The sequence below is a fragment of the Halobacteriovorax sp. DA5 genome (assembly GCF_002903145.1).
GTDB lineage: Bacteria > Bdellovibrionota > Bacteriovoracia > Bacteriovoracales > Bacteriovoracaceae > Halobacteriovorax_A.
In genome coordinates this window covers 60,276-78,475 of sequence record NZ_PPDJ01000002.1, presented here as the reverse complement: position 1 = coordinate 78,475, position 18,200 = coordinate 60,276, and the positions used below count along the sequence as shown (strand labels likewise).

At 37.8% G+C, this 18,200-nt stretch carries 16 protein-coding genes; 12 read left to right on the top strand and 4 right to left on the bottom strand.

Annotation, left to right across the window (positions count from 1 at the left end):
• Window positions 1-39: 39 nt before the first annotated feature.
• Both tgt and C0Z22_RS03775 read left to right on the top strand, forming a co-directional pair.
• Window positions 40-1,185 carry a tRNA guanosine(34) transglycosylase Tgt gene (gene tgt / locus C0Z22_RS03780; RefSeq protein WP_103217014.1) on the top strand — a complete coding sequence of 382 codons (1,146 nt, stop codon included), beginning with the start codon at window positions 40-42 and terminating at the stop codon, window positions 1,183-1,185.
• 154 nt (window positions 1,186-1,339) lie between these two features.
• Window positions 1,340-2,113 carry a serine protease gene (locus C0Z22_RS03775; RefSeq protein ID WP_158246798.1) on the top strand — a complete coding sequence of 258 codons (774 nt, stop codon included), beginning with the start codon at window positions 1,340-1,342 and terminating at the stop codon, window positions 2,111-2,113.
• Between the two features lie 35 nt (window positions 2,114-2,148).
• Here C0Z22_RS03775 and C0Z22_RS03770 read toward each other — a convergent pair whose 3' ends face one another.
• Window positions 2,149-3,279, bottom strand: coding sequence for an aminotransferase class V-fold PLP-dependent enzyme (locus tag C0Z22_RS03770; RefSeq protein WP_103217012.1), 1,131 nt, complete (start codon window positions 3,277-3,279; stop codon window positions 2,149-2,151).
• A gap of 221 nt (window positions 3,280-3,500) precedes the next feature.
• On the opposite strand from C0Z22_RS03770, the gene C0Z22_RS03765 reads away from it, so the two are divergent.
• The 3 genes from C0Z22_RS03765 to C0Z22_RS16300 are packed head-to-tail and all read left to right on the top strand — an operon-like array spanning window position 3,501 to window position 5,008.
• A complete protein-coding gene (locus tag C0Z22_RS03765; protein WP_103217011.1) occupies window positions 3,501-3,995 on the top strand; it encodes a hypothetical protein in 495 nt (164 codons plus the stop codon).
• A complete protein-coding gene (locus tag C0Z22_RS03760; RefSeq protein ID WP_103217010.1) occupies window positions 3,995-4,834 on the top strand; it encodes a matrixin family metalloprotease in 840 nt (279 codons plus the stop codon). Before C0Z22_RS03765 ends, C0Z22_RS03760 begins: the two co-directional genes overlap by 1 nt.
• 51 nt (window positions 4,835-4,885) lie before the next feature.
• A complete protein-coding gene (locus tag C0Z22_RS16300) occupies window positions 4,886-5,008 on the top strand; it encodes a hypothetical protein (RefSeq protein ID WP_255407609.1) in 123 nt (40 codons plus the stop codon).
• On the opposite strand, the gene murD is transcribed toward C0Z22_RS16300, so the two are convergent.
• On the bottom strand, window positions 5,001-6,311 hold the full coding sequence (gene murD / locus C0Z22_RS03755; protein WP_103217009.1) for a UDP-N-acetylmuramoyl-L-alanine--D-glutamate ligase: 1,311 nt from the start codon (window positions 6,309-6,311) through the stop codon (window positions 5,001-5,003). The two genes, C0Z22_RS16300 and murD, sit on opposite strands and share 8 nt — an antisense overlap.
• A 48-nt stretch (window positions 6,312-6,359) precedes the next feature.
• Here murD and C0Z22_RS03750 point away from each other — a divergent pair, with 48 nt between their 5' ends.
• The 6 genes from C0Z22_RS03750 to C0Z22_RS03725 all read left to right on the top strand — a co-directional run bounded on the left by C0Z22_RS03750 (window position 6,360) and on the right by C0Z22_RS03725 (window position 11,663).
• Window positions 6,360-7,628, top strand: coding sequence for a methyltransferase (locus C0Z22_RS03750; protein WP_158246797.1), 1,269 nt, complete (start codon window positions 6,360-6,362; stop codon window positions 7,626-7,628).
• Window positions 7,609-8,388, top strand: coding sequence for an SDR family oxidoreductase (locus C0Z22_RS03745; protein WP_103217007.1), 780 nt, complete (start codon window positions 7,609-7,611; stop codon window positions 8,386-8,388). The genes C0Z22_RS03750 and C0Z22_RS03745 overlap by 20 nt, the downstream gene beginning before the upstream one ends.
• 89 nt (window positions 8,389-8,477) lie before the next feature.
• Window positions 8,478-9,467, top strand: coding sequence for a ParB/RepB/Spo0J family partition protein (locus tag C0Z22_RS03740; protein WP_103217006.1), 990 nt, complete (start codon window positions 8,478-8,480; stop codon window positions 9,465-9,467).
• 94 nt (window positions 9,468-9,561) lie between these two features.
• The gene (locus C0Z22_RS03735) at window positions 9,562-10,002 is read left to right on the top strand and encodes a disulfide oxidoreductase (RefSeq protein WP_103217559.1); all 441 of its coding nucleotides are present in this window, start codon (window positions 9,562-9,564) and stop codon (window positions 10,000-10,002) included.
• Window positions 9,986-10,630, top strand: coding sequence for a thioredoxin domain-containing protein (locus tag C0Z22_RS03730; protein WP_233189690.1), 645 nt, complete (start codon window positions 9,986-9,988; stop codon window positions 10,628-10,630). Before C0Z22_RS03735 ends, C0Z22_RS03730 begins: the two co-directional genes overlap by 17 nt.
• 1 nt (window position 10,631) lies before the next feature.
• Entirely contained in the window at window positions 10,632-11,663 is a 1,032-nt protein-coding gene (locus C0Z22_RS03725; protein WP_103217005.1) for a peptidogalycan biosysnthesis protein, read from the top strand.
• 4 nt (window positions 11,664-11,667) lie between these two features.
• Here C0Z22_RS03725 and C0Z22_RS03720 read toward each other — a convergent pair whose 3' ends face one another.
• Window positions 11,668-14,031 carry an ATP-dependent Clp protease ATP-binding subunit gene (locus C0Z22_RS03720; RefSeq protein WP_103217004.1) on the bottom strand — a complete coding sequence of 788 codons (2,364 nt, stop codon included), beginning with the start codon at window positions 14,029-14,031 and terminating at the stop codon, window positions 11,668-11,670.
• Window positions 14,032-14,169: 138 nt separating this feature from the next.
• Here C0Z22_RS03720 and C0Z22_RS03715 point away from each other — a divergent pair, with 138 nt between their 5' ends.
• On the top strand, window positions 14,170-15,882 hold the full coding sequence (locus C0Z22_RS03715) for a mechanosensitive ion channel family protein (RefSeq protein WP_103217003.1): 1,713 nt from the start codon (window positions 14,170-14,172) through the stop codon (window positions 15,880-15,882).
• Window positions 15,883-15,886: 4 nt separating this feature from the next.
• Here C0Z22_RS03715 and C0Z22_RS03710 read toward each other — a convergent pair whose 3' ends face one another.
• A complete protein-coding gene (locus tag C0Z22_RS03710; protein WP_103217002.1) occupies window positions 15,887-18,193 on the bottom strand; it encodes a penicillin acylase family protein in 2,307 nt (768 codons plus the stop codon).
• Between the last annotated feature and the right edge of the window lie 7 nt (window positions 18,194-18,200).

Sequence of the window (18,200 nt, the reverse complement as noted above, 5' to 3'; positions counted from 1 at the left end):
GAAATATTTCAACAGTCGAGTTACGACAAAGGGTGATCTATGCGCATTCAAGATCAAGTCAAAGAACACTTCAAATTCAAAGTTGTCCACGAAGATAAGAATTCAGGAGCAAGAGCAGGTGTTATCACTACTCCTCATGGTGAAATTCCAACTCCAGTATTTATGCCAGTTGGTACGCACGGTGCAATTAAAGCACTACCACCAAACTTCCTAAAGGATCTGGACACTAAAATTATTCTTTCAAATACGTACCACCTTCACTTATCACCAGGTTCAAAACTGGTTGAAAAAGCAGGTGGACTACATAAGTTTATGAATTGGGATCGTCCAATTCTTACAGACTCAGGCGGATTCCAGGTTTTCTCACTTCAAAGAAAGGCCATTAAAGAAGAAGGAGCTGAGTTTAAGGACCATAAAGGTAAATCAATTATGCTCTCTCCAGAGACATCAATTCAAATCCAACAAGAGCTTGGATCAGATATCATGATGGCCTTTGATGAGTGTATTCCATACCCAGCGACACGCGAGTATACAAAGAATTCAATCGATCGTACTCACCGCTGGCTAGATCGTTGTATTGATGCTTGGACAAATCCAAAGCAGGCCCTTTTTGGTATTATCCAAGGTTCTACATACGATGATTATAGAGATGAGTGTCTTGATGAACTTGTTAAGCGCGACCTTCCAGGTTATGCCATTGGTGGTGTATCCGTAGGAGAAGGGCCTGAGCTTATGGAAAAAATCGTTAAGTACACAGGGCCTAAGATGCCAAAAGATAAACCACGCTACGTTATGGGCGTTGGTAATCCAGAAGACCTATGTATGATCTGGGAATACGGAATTGATATGAGTGACTGTATCATTCCAACAAAATTTGCACGTGGTGGAACGCTATTTACGAAACGTGGAAAGATTAGAATTCGTCACAAGAACTATCGTCGTGACTTCTTCCCTATTGAGCCAAATTGTAAGTGTTACTGTTGCCAGAACTTCACTCGTGCATATGTTAAGCACCTTTTTGATTCAAATGAGATCCTAGGACAAGTTCTAGCGACAATGCACAATATTGAATTCTATAAGAATATGGCAGAAGAAGCTCGTGAAGCAATTTTAGATAATCGCTACAACGAGTGGAAAACTGAATTTTTAAAAAATTACAATAAAGATGATGGTGCTAAAAACTAAAAAATAAAACCATATAGAGGGACATTTCGGTGTCCCTTTTTCTTATAAACTTTTCACATTTCTAGACCCAAAAAATAATCTAAGCTAAAACCCTACTATGGGGAAGATCAAGATAATTCTTATACTTACATTGATATTGCTTTCTAATCTAACAATGGCCAAACGCTACGTTGGTGGAGATGAATGGAGTAGGCCAAGGGTTACAAAGAAGCTCTTTCAAACACTTGATACAAACACAAAGAGCTTAGTTCTTCGTACCGCCAAGGTCGTTAACAAAATAAAGAGAAAAATTGGAACTGCTTTTCTTTACCAAGAAGAACTTGAACATTATATCTTTCTCACTAATTATCACGTAATAAGTGGCGAGAAAGAATGTAGCGAATCCTCCCTTTTACTCATTAATGAAGACCACAATAAGATAGTAGCAAAGTGTGATGGTGTTATAAGCATAGGCACAATTAAATCAGGTAGCGATTATCTTTACTTTCGAATTAAGAAAAGTGAGAAACTAAACTTTCTCTCAGAACTTCCAACGCTTAATACTAAATTTTCAAATCCTGTAGCTGGAGATCCTCTCGTAACTGTTGGTTTTGGTGGTGGCAAGGCCGATCTGAGAAGATATGATGCTAAGATAGCACAAGATACTGACTGCATTTATCTTACAGGGAATATGGATATTAGATTCAACAAGGATAAGGTAAGAGATGTTTTCTTTACTGCCTGCGATGCTCAATCCGGAGATTCCGGAAGTGCTATTATGAATCGAGATACAGGAGAGATCATCGGACTCTTCTTTGGTGTAGCTGATCAAAATAGAAAGAATCCTCTATCAACACAAGAGATTTGGGATAACCTAGGAAGCGATTACTTAGAGTTTTACACTAACTCATCCATGTCAATTGATCTAAGAGCGATTTCTTTGAAATAAAAAAGGAGCACTTAGTACTCCCTTTTCTTTATTAATTAATTATTTGCTTGATTAACAGCGCTTGAAATAATTTTGGTTAGCTTTTGTAGATCTTCAAATTTCACATTATGGAAAAGAGAAATTCTAAACTGATTCTTTCCTAACTTTCTGTACGAATCAATTCCGTTAACTGCATTTTGTTGCTCAAGTACTTTAATGAGTGCTGCAGCTTCATACTTATCATCGATATTAATCGTCGCAACAGAAGTTGAACGATACTTCTCATCAGAAACGTATGCCTCAAGAAAGCTTTCTTCCTTTGCCCAGCCGTAAATCATATCAGCTTTCTTGCGTGCAAGTTCTACTGCATTCTTTTCTCCGCCTTGAGAATTCATAAGCTTTACCTGCTCATTTAAGTAGAAAAGAGTTGAGATACTTGGTGTATTATAAGTTTGATTTTTAAGAGAGTTATCAATAGCAACAGTCCAATCCATAATACCAGGAATATAGCGATCAGTCTTTGCAATCTCTGCAGCACGCTTTAGTGCTTTCGGTGACATAATAGCGACAAAGAGACCACCTTCAGATGCGAAAACTTTTTGCGGTGAAAAGAAATAGCAGTCTACTTTAGTTAGATCAAGAGGAATTTGTCCTGCACCACTTGTTGCATCCACAGCGACAAGTGTCTCATCATTAACACTTGGGATTGTCGTCGTTTGAACACCTGTAGAAGTTTCATTAAGAGTAAAACAAATCATGTCAGCATCAGCATGAGCATCTGAGCCTTGTGGCTCACAACCTTGGCCATACTCACTTGCAATTTCCTGCGCTTCAATCCATGGAATTGCATGATGTGACTTAAACCATTTATTTGAGAATTCACCACATGTGTAGTGAACACTTTTTTTATTAACGAGACCAAGACCGATCATATCGAAAAGAAAAGTTGCTCCACCGTTTCCTAAAACGACTTCATAACCTTCAGGTAAGTTGTAGAAATTTTTTAATCCCTCTTGTACTTCTTTTACAAGATTTTTCACTGCCGGTTTTCTGTGAGAAGTCCCAAGTAGCGTTGCTTTTGTATCAGCAAGTCTTTGAACAAATTCAGTTGGAACAAGAGATGGCCCAACACCAAAGCGTGGATCACTAGGAATTAATTCATTAGGTATCTTATAATTTTCGAACATATTTAAAATCCTTTTTAAGTTTCTTTAAATCTCTTGGCATTTTAAATAAAATGCCAGTATTTGAAAACAAATAAGAAGTTGTCAAAGCTTGAAAACTTCTTAACAATTATTACATGAAAGCAGCCCATTCTTTACTTCTGTGCATTATATGCATACTTCCATTTTCTATAAAGGCAAAGGAACTTAATATTCCTGGCGAGTTCTCACTTGGATTTGGGAATTTGACGAAATACGTCGGTAAAATTCAAAACGATATTGATGGCGGGAGAAATTACTTCACTTTCAATCCATTTATCAGGGCCAATTATCGCACAGATATTGCTTGGGAAAAAAAGCTAAATATTGAAACAGGTTTAACTCTTCCAAAATCGAGTGAAGATAGTGCAGTAACTGTTACAAACCTTTGGATTCATGCACTTATCGAACACACCTTCAATCAAAGCTTTAGAGTACAAGCAGGAGTTGGTATTTTCTTTACCTACACAGCAATGGATGGAAAAATGCAAACTCTTGGCAATGGAACATCAACACAACAATTCTACACACCGGATGATTACCAAACAGCAGTTAATAATATTGTCATTCTTGGTGCAGATTATCTCTTCAATAAGACTTACTTTGTAAATGGACAATTAAGCGTCTTCAACCTTGAAGATGGTGATGAGCGCGCATTTAGTTATGCATTATCTCTTAACTATACTTTTGGAAATAACTAATGAAATTTATAATAAGCTTACTTCTTTCAACATACACCTTAGCATTTACGATCAACGCAAATATTCCTATTCGCTTTGCAAGTCCAGAAATTCGTGTCGATATAGCGGATAATGCTTGCGCAAATATTACAGACTCTGCTGATGAAATCATGGATATGGTAGAGATTGCAGTTAGTGAATATTGGAATAAGATTGCGACAAGTAGTTTACACCTAAAAGGTGGCGATATCTTAACGGTTAACAATGATTATACAACTGAACAAATCTGTGCTGCAGGAGAAGCTGGTTGTGTCAGCCAAGTACCAAGTACTAACACACAGATTCTGATCGTTTGTAATAGTAATAATACAGTTTTTACTTCCACAGGAATTTTAGCTGTAACACTACCAAATAATCTAAACGGAACAGTTATCCAAGGCTCTGTCATTGGCCTAAATGACATTGCAGGAACTCGCTACAACGACCAGACAAGGGCCCAGAAGATTGCTCTTTTTGCCCATGAAATCGGACATGCCTTTGGCCTTGGCCACTCTTCAAAAGAAAGCTCACTTATGTACTTTAGAAACCTCACAGGTAGAGAAACGATTGGGCAAGACGATTGGGATGGTGCCACTTACCTTTATCCTAAGGAACAAATACCAATGTGTGGCTCAATTGCACCGATAAAAGATAGTGCCAAGTATGATGGCCATATTTATGAGGATATTGAGAAAAAGATAAGTACGGAATTTTCTGAACACCCGCCAGCAAAGGATTCCGCCGCCTTGATCGCAGGGCTGTGCATGCTATTATTGGTCTTAGTTTCAACAAAGAGATTTGCGCAAGCAAAAATTTATTAACAAAAGATAATATTTACTAAAGTATTATCACTAAGTACCGATAATCACATTATGGAATCAAAGTCAGGTAAGTTTATTATTGGAATTCTCATTATTTTCTTATTTAAGATTGCTGTTGCAGATAATATGAGGGATTCCAAGTCACAAAAAGTAACAATTTCAGTTCTTAAGTAAGTGCTAATTTCGTAAAGTGCTCTCCTCTTTTGACGTAATTTGCATACTGATCAAAAGAAGGAAACGCCGGAGAAAATAGAACGACACTTGCACTAAAGCCTGCTTTAAAAATCTCATCCAAATTTTCAAAATACTCAGATTCAATTTCAAAATTCGATTCACTTAGAACCTTTCCAGATTCACCAAAGAAGAGAATCTTCTTAATCTGACTTTTAAAAGGAAGAAGCTTCTCAAGCTGGTTATCACCATGACCACGAAGCTGGCCACCAATAATTAACTCAACTTCCCCTAGCCCCTTCACACCGTTTAAGGCCGTAAGAGTTGCCTCCCAATTTGTGGACTTGGCATCATTAAAGAAATAGCGTCCTTCTTGCGTGTGTCTTATCATCTGCAAGCGGTATTCCACACCACTAAAGACTTCACAGGCATTTTGAAATGCCTTGATATTGCCAGTAAAGGCATCCCACATAAGATAGACAAAGTATGTATTGACGAGATTGTGTTCACCGTAGATTTTAAGTGAATCAATATCAATAACCTCAGAAAGCTCTTCTTTAACCTTAGCAATTGAGAGATCAAGTTGATGCTCGTTGCGAATTGGGAATTCATTTTTTACTTCTAAATTATTCGGTAAGAATCCGATTCCTTCATTGGCCATATTCTTAAAGATTTCGAATTTATCCAGTGCATATGATCTTAGATCATCATAGCGTTCACCGTGGCTGAAAGTAAGGTTTAAGATTCCTGCAACATCACACTGAAATTCTTCAATGAGATTTAGTTGAAAACTTGAAAGCTCTAGAATTATACCTTGGGCCGGTTCACGCTCTCCACTCATGCGCTCATAGATATAGTCACAAAATGGTGTTCCAATATTACCACCAACAAAGTATTCACCAGTTGGATCCTGCTTGCCACATTCTTCAAGGAAAGAGACGACTGTTGTCTTACCATTTGTTCCTGTCACTCCAAGAATTGGTGCATCAGCAAATTTATAAGCAAGTTCAATTTCACACCAAATTGGGCATGATGCTTTTGAAAATAATGGCAACTCCTTAGACATCCCCGGTGAGAGAATAATCAGATCCATCTCCCCTAGCATATCGGCAGCTTCATCTTGAGGAAGTCTCGCCTTAATACACGTCGAATCTTCAAAGGCCGGCCACTTATCAACAGGTCCTTGATTAACTAAATAAATATCCTTACCTAGAAAGGCCAGCAAGCGAAGTGCTGAAACTCCAGAAACCCCAAGGCCTACAACAGCTATCTTATTATACTTATTTAACGATTCATTGATGATCATATGACTATTACCTTCCAAAATATGGATAAAAGTGCTACATTGCTGTGCATGAATTATCAGCAGCTTTTTTTTAATCTTGCCACTATTTTAAGGCCATACACTAAGCTATGGCAAAGAGAAGTTCTCCAAGCATGGCGCACTGGAGAAATCGACGAGCTGTATCCTGAAGAATTCCTCACACCTCTAAAAAAGCTTACTCACGAAGAGCTCTATGAGATGGACTGTCTTCGTGATTACTCGAAATTAGAAGATGGCCCCTTAAAAACTTTACTATGCTCTCTTAGAGAAAATGAAGTTTATGAAACGGTGGATGAAGAACTCATTCGCGGCGTAGATGAGCTTCCGAGTTGGGCATTTAATAAGGTTAAGGGAAAGAAGCAAGACGAAATTTTAATCATTGCAAATTTTCTTAAGAAACTTAGAAATAAGGAAGGCGATTTTAAGCATACTGTTGATATTGGTGGCGGTGTTGGTCATCTTTCGCGCACCCTTGCCCACTACTTTGGTATGGAAATGATTAGTCTTGATATTAATAGTGAATTTCAAGAAATTGGAAAAAATCGTTTAAAAAAATATCCAAGGCCAGATCTGGCAAAAGACGTAAACTTCATCAATCATGATTTTAGTATTGATCTTGATGGAGATGAGAATGCGCGTATTTTTTGTAATGATTCTTTCTCCCTAGGACTTCACACTTGTGGCTCTCTTGCGGTTAAGCATATGCAGGTGGCAAGTAGAAATCAAACACGTGGACTTTTAAATTTTGGTTGTTGCTATAATAAACTTGAACCAAGTAAGCATATTAATATTTCAAATTATGCAAAAGAAATTGGGCCACTAGAGCTTGAGAGTAATAGCTTAACTTTGGCAACTCGCGGCCATCAAAGTATGAGTCTCGAAGAATTCGAGCAAAAGAAAAAAGTTAAGAACTATCGCTATTGCCTTCAAATCTACATTGATAGTGTACTAGGAAGTGATATTGATGTGATCTCAATTGGTGATGCTCATAAAAGACTCTATGCTAAATCCTTTAGTGAATACGCTATTTCAAAGCTAACAGAAAACAATATTCCAATTAATTTAACAGCACAGCAACTTGATGAACTCTATGCAAAAAATCAAGAGTTATTAGAAAAGCTCTTCTTTGCCAATATTGTTCGCTGGCAGTTTGGCCGTGCTCTTGAGCTTTACCTTCTCTATGATCGTGCTATCATGTTACAAGAGCGAGGCAAAGAAGCAAAACTTATGGCATTCTTCAATGAAGTAGAGTCCCCTCGAAATATTGGAATTTGGTATCATGAACGTAAGCAATCATAGAGATAAAAAGACAGTACTTATCACGGGCGCAACAACAGGTATGGGTAAGGCCTTTGCTGACTATTTTGCCTCTCTTGGATACGACCTCTATCTTCATGGCCGAAACCTTACTCTTCTCGATCAAAATGCAAAAGAGTACCGAGAGAAATACCAAGTAAATTGTGAGATCATTATTAAGGATCTGTGCGAAAGTGAAGCTTGTGAATACGTAATCTCTAAGATCAAAGAACCTTTGTCATACCTTGTTAATAATGCAGGCTTTGGAGTAGCTGGAAAATATCCTGAAACAGATATTGAAAAACAAGTAAGCATGCAAAGAGTACATGTCGAAGTACCAATGCGCTTAAGCCATCACTTTTTACAGCAAAAAGAAGAACTTAAAATAATCAATATCGCTTCACTCTATGCCTTCTTCCCTGTTCCAAGACAGAGTGTCTATGCGGCCTCAAAGAGCATGATTCATTCATTTAGCTTGGCCCTAGGAAGAGATCTTAGCGGGACAAACAAACAAGTTATTTCAGTTTGCCCTGGACTTGTTTACACTCAATTTCGAATTAACCAAGGCAAGGCCGAAAAGCAGCACTTCAGTGGTATTTCATCAGAGCAAGTGGTGAATGAGACGATAGGCGCACTTAGCAAAAATAAATTTTATATTGTCCCAGGTTTTCTAAACAAAATCTTCAAAACCCTATTAACTACTATACCTCACACACTTACACTGAGAATAATTGAGCGCGTCAACACAGGGCGTGGTTACTAAAAATACCTTACACCTCTAGTCAGATATACATTTCCCTATTAAACTAGGGCCCACACAACACACAAATTTTTGAAAATTAAGAGGACTCCATGCAAACAACAACTGTTAATATCAATGATATTAAACTTAATAGTGAATACCTAAGAACAAATACTGATGTTGATACATTAAAAATCAGTATCGAAAATATTGGTCTAATTAATCCTCTAACAATTAATAAAGATAATGAATTACTAGCAGGTGCTAGAAGATATCAAGCACTCAAAGAACTCGGTATTGAAGAGATTCCTGTTCACGTAGTTGATAGACAAAGCCTTGAGCAAGAACTTATTTCAATTGATGAAAACTTAGTGAGAAGACCACTTGATAAACTTGAATTTGAAAAGTGCCTTAATCGTGGGCGCGAAATCTTTGAAGAGCTTAATCCGACAGCGACTAAGATTGAAGTTGATGTAATCGCAACAACAACAGAAGAGAAGAAGCTGGAAAAAGCTAAAGAAGAGCAAGATCAAGATTCATTTGCTGCCATTACTGCACAAAAGACTGGTCTTTCAAAGAGTGTTATTAAAGGAGCAATCAAAAGAGATGCTCTTGCTTCAGAACATGTTAAGAAAGCACGCCAGCTTGGTCACATCAATGCAAGTGTAACAAATGAAATCATCAAATTAGACAAGGAAGTGCAAGATAGCGTTCTTCCAATGATTGCAGATAAGACAGTAAAAGAAGTAAAGCAAATCGTTGCAGCTGCTAAACGAGGTGGAGTTCAAGAAGCAGAACAGGAAATGGAGACAATGGAGCCATTACCAGCTGAATACGCACACCTAAGAAACCTATCAAAGAGAATGAATAAGAACCTTACTCGAATTCTTTTAGAAGAATTAACTTATGAAGGTAAAGAAGCAGACTCAATTATGAAAGAGCTTAGAAAGATGCAAGAAAATCTTGAGCGCTTTTTTAACATGGGAACGACATCAAATCATACATCTTCTGTAGAAGTACAAGATGAAGATATCGTGGCGGAGCCTACAGTTGTGCTTGAAGAAGGACAACAAGAGTTCAATCCTGAATATTCTCTTTAATAAAAACCACTTTACAAAAAATTGACAATATAACGCTTTAAGCAGATGACGAATTACTTGGTCATCTGTTTAAAGTTTCGTTATGATTATTGTCATGAAATTAATCAAAGAAAACACTCTCTTCATTATGTGGATTGTTGCAGTACTTGCAACAGCTGGCTCGCTATTTTTTAGTGTGATCATGGAATTTGTTCCATGTGCACTTTGTTGGTGGCAAAGAATTGCAATGTATCCTCTTGCGGCCATATTATTAATTGGCTTCTATCAAGATGATAAGCGCAGCATACTTTATAGTGCACCATTCATTTTTGCAGGCTGGCTCATTTCGATTTATCACAATCTTGTCCAGCTTAAAGTCATTCCTGAAAGCGCTAGCCCATGTGTTAGTGGTGTGCCGTGTTCAGAAAAATGGATTAATTGGTTTGGTTTCATCTCAATCCCAATGCTGGCATTCTTTGCTTTTACAATTTTATTATCACTATTCTTATTAGAAATTTATAACAACAAGGAATTTTTAAATGCAAAAAAGTCATAAGATCATAGCTGCGATTATTACAGTTATTGCAGTATTTGCTATTAGTGCAACATTTTACAAGAAACAGCAGGCGGCCAAACTAGGCTTTATGGCCAATGAAAACCACAAGCTATTTGTACGTGATTACTCTCCATCAATGGGACCAGATAATGCAAAGGTTGTTCTCGTAGAATTTCTAGATCCGGAATGTGAATCATGTCGCGCGTTTTCTCCATATGTAAAAGAAATCATGAATAAATATGAAGGTAAGGTAAAACTAGTCGTTCGCTACGCTGCATTTCATAAGAACTCTGCATATGCAATCTCAATTTTAGAGGCCGCAAGAAAACAAGGAAAGTATTGGGAAACACTTGATCTATTATTTAAAAGTCAGCCAGCATGGGGAAATCATCATAACCCGAGACCAGATCTTATTTGGAACTACCTTACAACTCTTGATTTAGATATCGACAAAATTAAGAGTGATATGCATGATCCAAAGTTTATGGAATGGATTAGACAAGATGCTGAAGACGGTAAGGCCCTTGGAGTTCGTGGTACACCAACATTTTTTATCAACGGCAAGCCACTAGAGCGCTTTAGCTACCAACAACTTGAATTACAGATCCGAGAAGAATTAAATAAATAACATGCATACATTTGCCAACTCCCACTTTCTAAAATTAATTGAAGATAGTGGGAGTGCATGCCCTCAAAGAGGCTGGGAGCCTGTCCACATTGAGGGAGAAAATAATCAACTCATCTCCTATATAAAATCTCACAGCTATGGTGAATATATCTTTGATTGGGCCTGGGCAGATCTTTATCACCGTATGGGAATTGAATACTACCCAAAACTAATTCATGCCATCCCTTTTACACCAGTAAATAATAGTAAATTCACTCAAGAATTTGATAGTAAACTTCTAACGAAGTCTTTTGATATGTATCAAGGACTCGAGCTATCAAGTGAGCACTACTACTTTACAGATGAGAGCTATCTTGAACTTAAGGAGCTTGGCTTCTTTAAGCAAATCACAACACAGTATCATTTTATTAACGAATTCGAATCGTTTGACGACTATCTTTCTAAACTTAAAAAGAATAAAAGAAAGAGTATTAAGAAAGAGCGCAAGGCCTGTCACTCTTACGATATTGAGATAAAAAAAGTTTTCGCTAAAGAGCTTTCATCAGATGAGCTTAAGCAAATCTATGGTTTATATCTAACAACAATTGATAAGAAATCGGCCTACGCCTATCTTACACTTGCCTTCTTCTTAGGTTTAAACACACTAGATAATTGTTTTTTTCACCTGGCCTATAAAGAAGACTCAATTATTGCAATGGCACTCTTTTTTGAATCTGAAACAAAACTCTACGGACGCTACTGGGGAATTCACCCACTACACCAACACAATTTCGAATTTCTCCACTTTGAAATGTGTTACTACAAAGCAATGGAGTATACGATTGAAAATAACCTAGCGATCTTTGAAGCTGGTGCTCAAGGAGAACAAAAGCTCTATCGTGGCTTTAGGCCAGTGGAGATTGAGTCATGGCACCATTTAAAAAATGCACAATTACATGAAGCAATTGCCAATCATGTACATAATCAAAACTTGAGTGTGAAAAAATATCATGAGGATTTAAAGGGACTACTTCCTTTCAAAAGTAGTCCCTAAGTTTTTAATTAATTGTAAACTGAGAATCTTTATAATCAATCTTTAAGTCTTTTTCTTCTAGGTCATGTGCCATTATCTCTTTTGATAAAGGCCTAGTAACGAGTCTGTTAAAGATTGATGCCAGAGGTCTTGCTCCATAGGCTTCGCTATACCCTTGCTCATTAAGTTTCGCACGTACATTTTCAGATAGATCGACTTTAAGTTTACGTCCAAGAAGTCTCGAGTTAAGTAAGCGTACTTGCTTATCAATTAGCGAGTTCATAATTGAGCGATCAAGAGCATTGTATGTCAGAATAGCATCAAGACGTCCTAACACCTCTGGTTTAAATGCCGTTTCCACTTCTTTCGCATTTGTAGTGACAAGAATAATCGTATTTTTAAAATCAATCGTACGACCTTTGTTATCTGTAAGCCTTCCATCGTCGAGAATCTGTAACAAGATATCGCCAAAATCATGATGGGCCTTTTCAATTTCATCAAATAGGATCACTGAATAAGGGTGACGTCTTACTGCTTCAGTTAGAACACCACCCTCTTCATAACCAATATAACCAGGGGCCGCTCCAATGAGCTTACTCACAGAGTGTTTTTCACTGAACTCTGAGAGGTCAAAGCGAATTAAGTTATCTTGTGTATCAAACAAGAACTCACAAAGGGCCTTTGCTGTTTCCGTCTTTCCCACACCACTAGGACCTTTTAGGAGGAATGAACCTAGTGGTCGAGAAGGGTCAGTAAGACCAGCGTGGGCCGACACAATGGTATCAGCTATTTCAGTCAAGGCTTCCTCTTGTCCGTAAACACGAGACTTTAAGAATCCTTCAAGCTGTAAAATTTGCGCTTGTTTAGATTTAAGGATTTTCTCAACAGGAATCCCTTTTTGTCTTGAGATCACAAGTGCAATATCCTTTGTCGCTAGAACCCAATCATGATGGCAAGCTTCTAGTTCTTTTTCAACTTCAGGAAGTTGAGAATATTTAATCATTGATGCCTTTTCATAGTCCTGATTTCTTTCAGCTGCCTCAAGCTCAAAATTTAAGCGATCGCGCTGATTCTTTAACTCGGAGACTCTTTTAAGAGAAAGAACTTCTTCTTCCCATGTACTTTTTTGTGCATTGAAAGTTTTTTCTAACTCTTCGACTTCCTTAGCAAGCTTTTCATTATCCTTATCAATCTGCATATTAACTTTCTTAGAACGAATATCCGCTTCTAATTCAACCAGCTTAGCAGGCATAGCTTCGGCAGAAAGTTTAAGAGCACTTGCTGCTTCATCAACTAAGTCAATTGCCTTATCAGGAAGGTTCTTATCCGTAATATACTGATCAGATAAAATGACAGAGTTATAAATTGCATCATCAGAGATCTTAATTCCATGGTGGATTTCTAGCTTCTCACGGATACCCATTAATATTTCAATTGCATCTTCTTTTGAAGGCTCATTTACAGGTACCGCACGAAAGCGCCTCTCAAGTGCACTATCACCTAGAATATACTTTTGATATTCTTCATCAGTCGTTGCACCAATACAATTTAGCTCACCTCTTGCTAGAGCTGGCTTTAAAAGATTGGCCGCATCCATCGCACCATCTGTCTTACCAGCACCAACTAATTGGTGTATCTCATCGATAAATAGGATTGAAGTGGCCGCATTTTGCTTAATATACTTTAAAAGCTTTTGTAGACGTTCTTCAAATTCACCACGAAATTTTGTTCCGGCCATCAAGGCCCCCATATCAAGGGCATAGACAGTTTTACCTTCTAGTACATCGGCGACAGTCCCTTTAACAATCATTTCAGCAAGGCCTTCAACGATAGCTGTTTTACCAACACCGGCCGGCCCAACTAAAACAGGGTTATTCTTTCCACGACGTCCTAGGATTTCCATCACGGCACGAATCTCTTTAGAGCGACCGATGACAGGATCAAGCTTGCCTTCTTGGGCCATTTCATTCAGGTTCGTCAGGAAGGCAGGAACCTCTTCTTCGTCTTCATTCATAGCAGAGTTAAAGACATTCGGATCGATATTGAGACTGGAGAGGGTTGTCACAATATGCTTTAGAAGATCAGTTTCTGTTACTTCCTGACGGCTTGATTGAATAGCATTGGAAGATGCCAATGTTAGCCACTTACTTAGGCCAGCAGTTGGTCTAACATTATCAAGTGAAACTTCTTGAGAAGCTTGAGGTAAGCGCTCAACTTCGGCCTTAATATCTTTTAATTTATTCTTTAGTGCTCTTGATGAAAAAGAAGAAGGATTTTTCACCAGCCCGTAAGCAAGGTGCCACTCAGATAGTTGAGTATTCTTCTTTTCCATAAGAAGAGATTGGGCAATATCGAGACTGCCTGCAACGATTGAATCGTACTTATTCATAAAAATTCCTCCACGCAATTTTATGGGTATAAACACCTAAAATTATGAGGTATTTTTCCCCTTCTACTATAAAGATGGGACGTGTTTTATAATTGTCAAGGTAACCAAAATATTTTTTTCGAAATAAATGAGATTATTATGAATAAATTTTTTCTTCAGATTTTTCTAATCCTAGTTTTAATTTTAAAGGCACAGGTATTTGCCCAAAAACTACCACCTCTTGATCTAAGCTCACCACGATCGACGATGAATTATTTTTTAAAGTCAATGAAGGCCTACAAGCTTGGAAATGAAAGAGGACTCGATCAAGCAATACTTGCGCTCGATGGCCGCCATATTCCAGAGACAGTAAAAGATTTTAAGCTTAAAGATTTCTCACGAACTCTAATCACTATTTTTGATCGTATTGAATATATAGATGTAAAGAAGATCCCACGAAAGGTAGATGATGGAGTTTGGTACTACCGTAAAGAAGTCGTCCAAGTAGAAAATAAAGATCACAATGTTGAGATATCAATTCGCCAAGTACAACGTGGCGACAAGATGGTGTGGCTATTTACAAAGGAGACGATGAACTCCCTTCGCTTCTATGACCTCTCTCTTAAAGGTAAAAAAGTTGCTAAGGATGTCGTTTACAGCCAATCCCCTAAGGATCGATTAAAAGAATACCTTCCAGCATGGACATTTCATCAGCGCTTTCTACTTTTAAATATTCACTGGATTCTGCTTCTTGTAATTACTCTTTTAAGCTTTATCGTTGACCGAATCATTCGCTACTATATTGCAGCAAAAACAATTTCAATTTTAAAGAAAAGAAATATCACTTTTACAGAGAAACAACAAAATAGACTAACCTCTCCTTTTGGTAGTCTTGCTTTTGCCTATGTATTTCAAACGCTAGCAACATGGATTGATCTCCCTGCAGATGCACTCGTTCTTGTTGTTAAGGCCTGTGATATTGTCATGGCAATCTCTGTGGTATTTATCCTAAATCAACTTCTCACTGTTATTTGTCTCTATCTAGAAGACAAAGCACGTGAAACAGAAAATAAATTTGATGATATTGTCGTTCCACTTATCAGAAAGACTGCCAGATTTTTTATTTACGCAGTTGGAATCATCTTCATTGGAGATGCACTCGAGCTAGATATGAAATCAATTCTTGCTGGTATGGGGATTGGTGGTATCGCCTTCGCTCTTGCTGCCAAGGATACAATCTCTAACCTATTTGGTTCATTTACAGTTCTCTTTGATAACCCATTTACAATTGGAGATTGGGTAAAGATTAATAATGATATCGAAGGTATTATTGAAGAAGTTGGTATGCGCTCAACTCGTATCAGAACATTTCACAACTCCCTGCTATCAGTTCCAAACGGAAACCTTATCAATGCCAATATCGACAACCTTGGACGCAGAAGATATCGTCGCTTTAATACAACTCTAGGTATCGATTACGCGACTCCTCCAGAAAAGATTGAAAACTTTTGCGAGAGTATCCGTCAGATTATCGTTGCTCATCCAATGACAAGAAAGGATAACTTCCAAGTATATTTTAATTCGATGGGAGCAAGCTCTCTAAATATTCTTGTCTATATGTTTTGGGAAGTTCCAAGTTGGGATGACGAATTAAATGAAAAGCATAAATTCTTATTAGATATTTTAAGAGCGGCCAAGAAGCATGGTATTAACTTTGCCTTCCCTACGCAAACTCTTCACGTTCAACAAGACCCAGGCGTAACTTATGCGCCAGAAAATGTGGACTTCAGTCGTTCTCAGCAGGTTGCAAGTGAGCTTGTGAGCGATAGGTGGAATGCACCAAATCGCTCTTCACAATTTAGACTTAAATAAACTTCTATAATGGCCTTAGAGTTAAGACTTTAGGGCCTGATTTCTTCATTAAATCAAAACTAAAGATTTGTGTACGATACTCATCATTCATAAAGCGTTCTCTCTGATTATCATAATAAGGAGAAAGCATATGCCCAGAGTTTCCTAATGGAAGGATCCCGTAAGAAATATCGACATTAGCAAAGTCAATTAGTCGACGAGTACTTGGTCCTGTCACTGGAGTGTGTCCTGCTTCACATGAGACACGACGAATATGGTTGATACTATTGATAGATCCGTTGGCCTCATATGGGCCCTGATTGAATATTTTCGCAAGAAACTCATTTTTTCCAAATGGGTGAGGCATTGTTAGCTGATGAATAAGTCCCCAGCGCCACTTGCTGACATCATCTCCAAGCTCTTGCTTTAGATAGTTCACGGCCTCTTTAAATGCCATTGAAATGACCTGGTCACGATCTTCAATTGGTGCAGTCTTTTCAATATCCCACCAAGAGTTATCTGGCATTTCAAGTAAGCGGTAATAATAAATCCAAGAGTTAATGGCCTTACAATACTTAACGTAGTCCTCACCCATCTCATCCATTAGAAGCTTACGAATACGCATATTTGTTTCATGAAATATTGTCGGTCCAACCTGTTCTTTGCGAGAATGACCTTTCCAATCCATAAAGAATTTTAAGGCCTCTTCTTCAAGAGCAGTCATTGGATATTTCTTTAGCGCATTATTAATAATTTTTTGCATCCTACGATTATTCGTACTGAAGCTTGCAGTTTGAACCATCTTTTGAGAATCCATATCCCAATTATCTCGAAGCTCAAGTGACTTTAAAATAGTATTATAGCGATTATCTGAATGCCAACCACCACGGTGATAGATACCATTTTTCATTGTCTTTGGTGCATCATTAGCGGAAACAACAAAACCATTTTCAGGATTAATCTCATGAGGTTTCTCATCAAATGTATAGACCCCTAGAATCTTGCGATCAGGTGTTTGAACAAGATCTGATTCAAATGGATGTGATCTTTTGTAACTATCCCCCATGATAAGTCTTGCCACATTCCCATCAGCATCCGCATAGACAATATTAAGGCCAGGTGACTTAACGATACTTGTGGCCTTCTTTATCTCTTCAAAGTTTTTTGCACGGCCAAGACCATAAAATCCCTCAATAGGCTTGTTACCTTCTTGAAAGAAACTGAAGTGGGCCGCAATATTCTTTGCGTCTTTGTTTACGGCCTGAACGATTTCATTAACAACAGGACCCTTCTTACTCCACTTGATTTGGAAATCGATTGACTCTTCTCCCTTCACTTTAATCAAAGAGTCTTCAACTCGTACAATTTCAAAATCATCTTCTAACTGATAAAGATCAACATCATCTGTGTAACTAATAGTTAATCCCCAACCAAGTTTTCGATTGTGGCCCATGGCCGGAAATGGAATAAGTGGTAGGAAGTGGCCATACATATGAAAGCCCTCTTCCTTATTCTTAATATTTGCTTCATACCAAATATTAGGTGCAGAAAAATTGATATGCGGATCACTTGCTAGGATTGGTTTTCCAGACTTCGTCTTCTTTCCAGAGATCGCCCAAGCATTTGAGCCAGTAAAAGTACCAATTCCTTTTAATAATGATTCGTAGTCAATAAAGCTTGCATCAACGACACGTCTTACACGCTTAGAGAAATCAACCTCATTATTAGCAAAGAGATACTTAAAATCACGATGCTTAACATTTGCCATAATATTTTGATAAGCAACTTCATTTCTCATAAATGGCGAAAAGCTATAATTTAAGTAAACGAAGACACCATAGATATCTTCGATATCAATTTTCTTAGGCTTTATTCCCAGTAAGAAAAATTCAATCGGCCTAACATTATTTTCAAGATAGTAGTTATAGCCGGCCATAAAAGACTCAAGATCTTTTCTCACAACCGGATCAAGAGAGGCCAAGATGCCATCACGAATATACTTAGAGTTTAAAGTACGAAATAATTTATCAACAGCGACAAGATCTGGCCCAAGAATTTCTGCAAGTCTTCCCTGGCCAGCACGACTAATTAGCTCATATTGAAAGCTTCGATCACTGGCCATTGAAAAGCCTAGAGCATAATTCATATCGTGACGAGAGTCTGCTTCGATATGAACAACTCCTTCATGATCACGATAGATCTTAGTGAGACCATTTAGGCCATCAACTTTAAGACTACCATGCATTACTGGAAAAGATCCCAATAGCATAAAGTAGACGCTTGCTATGATTAATATAAGAAGGCCTGCAATAATACTTAGAATCTTTTTCATGATGTTC

Bases quoted from the DNA above. Each gene is read 5' to 3' on its own strand.
- tgt (WP_103217014.1), top strand. From the start codon at position 40: ATGCGCATTCAAGATCAAGTCAAAGAACACTTCAAATTCAAAGTTGTC.
- C0Z22_RS03775 (WP_158246798.1), top strand. From the start codon at position 1,340: ATGGCCAAACGCTACGTTGGTGGAGATGAATGGAGTAGGCCAAGGGTT.
- C0Z22_RS03770 (WP_103217012.1), bottom strand. From the start codon at position 3,279: ATGTTCGAAAATTATAAGATACCTAATGAATTAATTCCTAGTGATCCA.
- C0Z22_RS03760 (WP_103217010.1), top strand. From the start codon at position 3,995: ATGAAATTTATAATAAGCTTACTTCTTTCAACATACACCTTAGCATTT.
- C0Z22_RS16300 (WP_255407609.1), top strand. From the start codon at position 4,886: ATGGAATCAAAGTCAGGTAAGTTTATTATTGGAATTCTCATTATTTTC.
- murD (WP_103217009.1), bottom strand. From the start codon at position 6,311: ATGATCATCAATGAATCGTTAAATAAGTATAATAAGATAGCTGTTGTA.
- C0Z22_RS03750 (WP_158246797.1), top strand. From the start codon at position 6,360: ATGAATTATCAGCAGCTTTTTTTTAATCTTGCCACTATTTTAAGGCCA.
- C0Z22_RS03745 (WP_103217007.1), top strand. From the start codon at position 7,609: ATGAACGTAAGCAATCATAGAGATAAAAAGACAGTACTTATCACGGGC.
- C0Z22_RS03740 (WP_103217006.1), top strand. From the start codon at position 8,478: ATGCAAACAACAACTGTTAATATCAATGATATTAAACTTAATAGTGAA.
- C0Z22_RS03735 (WP_103217559.1), top strand. From the start codon at position 9,562: ATGAAATTAATCAAAGAAAACACTCTCTTCATTATGTGGATTGTTGCA.
- C0Z22_RS03730 (WP_233189690.1), top strand. From the start codon at position 9,986: ATGCAAAAAAGTCATAAGATCATAGCTGCGATTATTACAGTTATTGCA.
- C0Z22_RS03725 (WP_103217005.1), top strand. From the start codon at position 10,632: ATGCATACATTTGCCAACTCCCACTTTCTAAAATTAATTGAAGATAGT.
- C0Z22_RS03720 (WP_103217004.1), bottom strand. From the start codon at position 14,031: ATGAATAAGTACGATTCAATCGTTGCAGGCAGTCTCGATATTGCCCAA.
- C0Z22_RS03715 (WP_103217003.1), top strand. From the start codon at position 14,170: ATGAATAAATTTTTTCTTCAGATTTTTCTAATCCTAGTTTTAATTTTA.
- C0Z22_RS03710 (WP_103217002.1), bottom strand. From the start codon at position 18,193: ATGAAAAAGATTCTAAGTATTATTGCAGGCCTTCTTATATTAATCATA.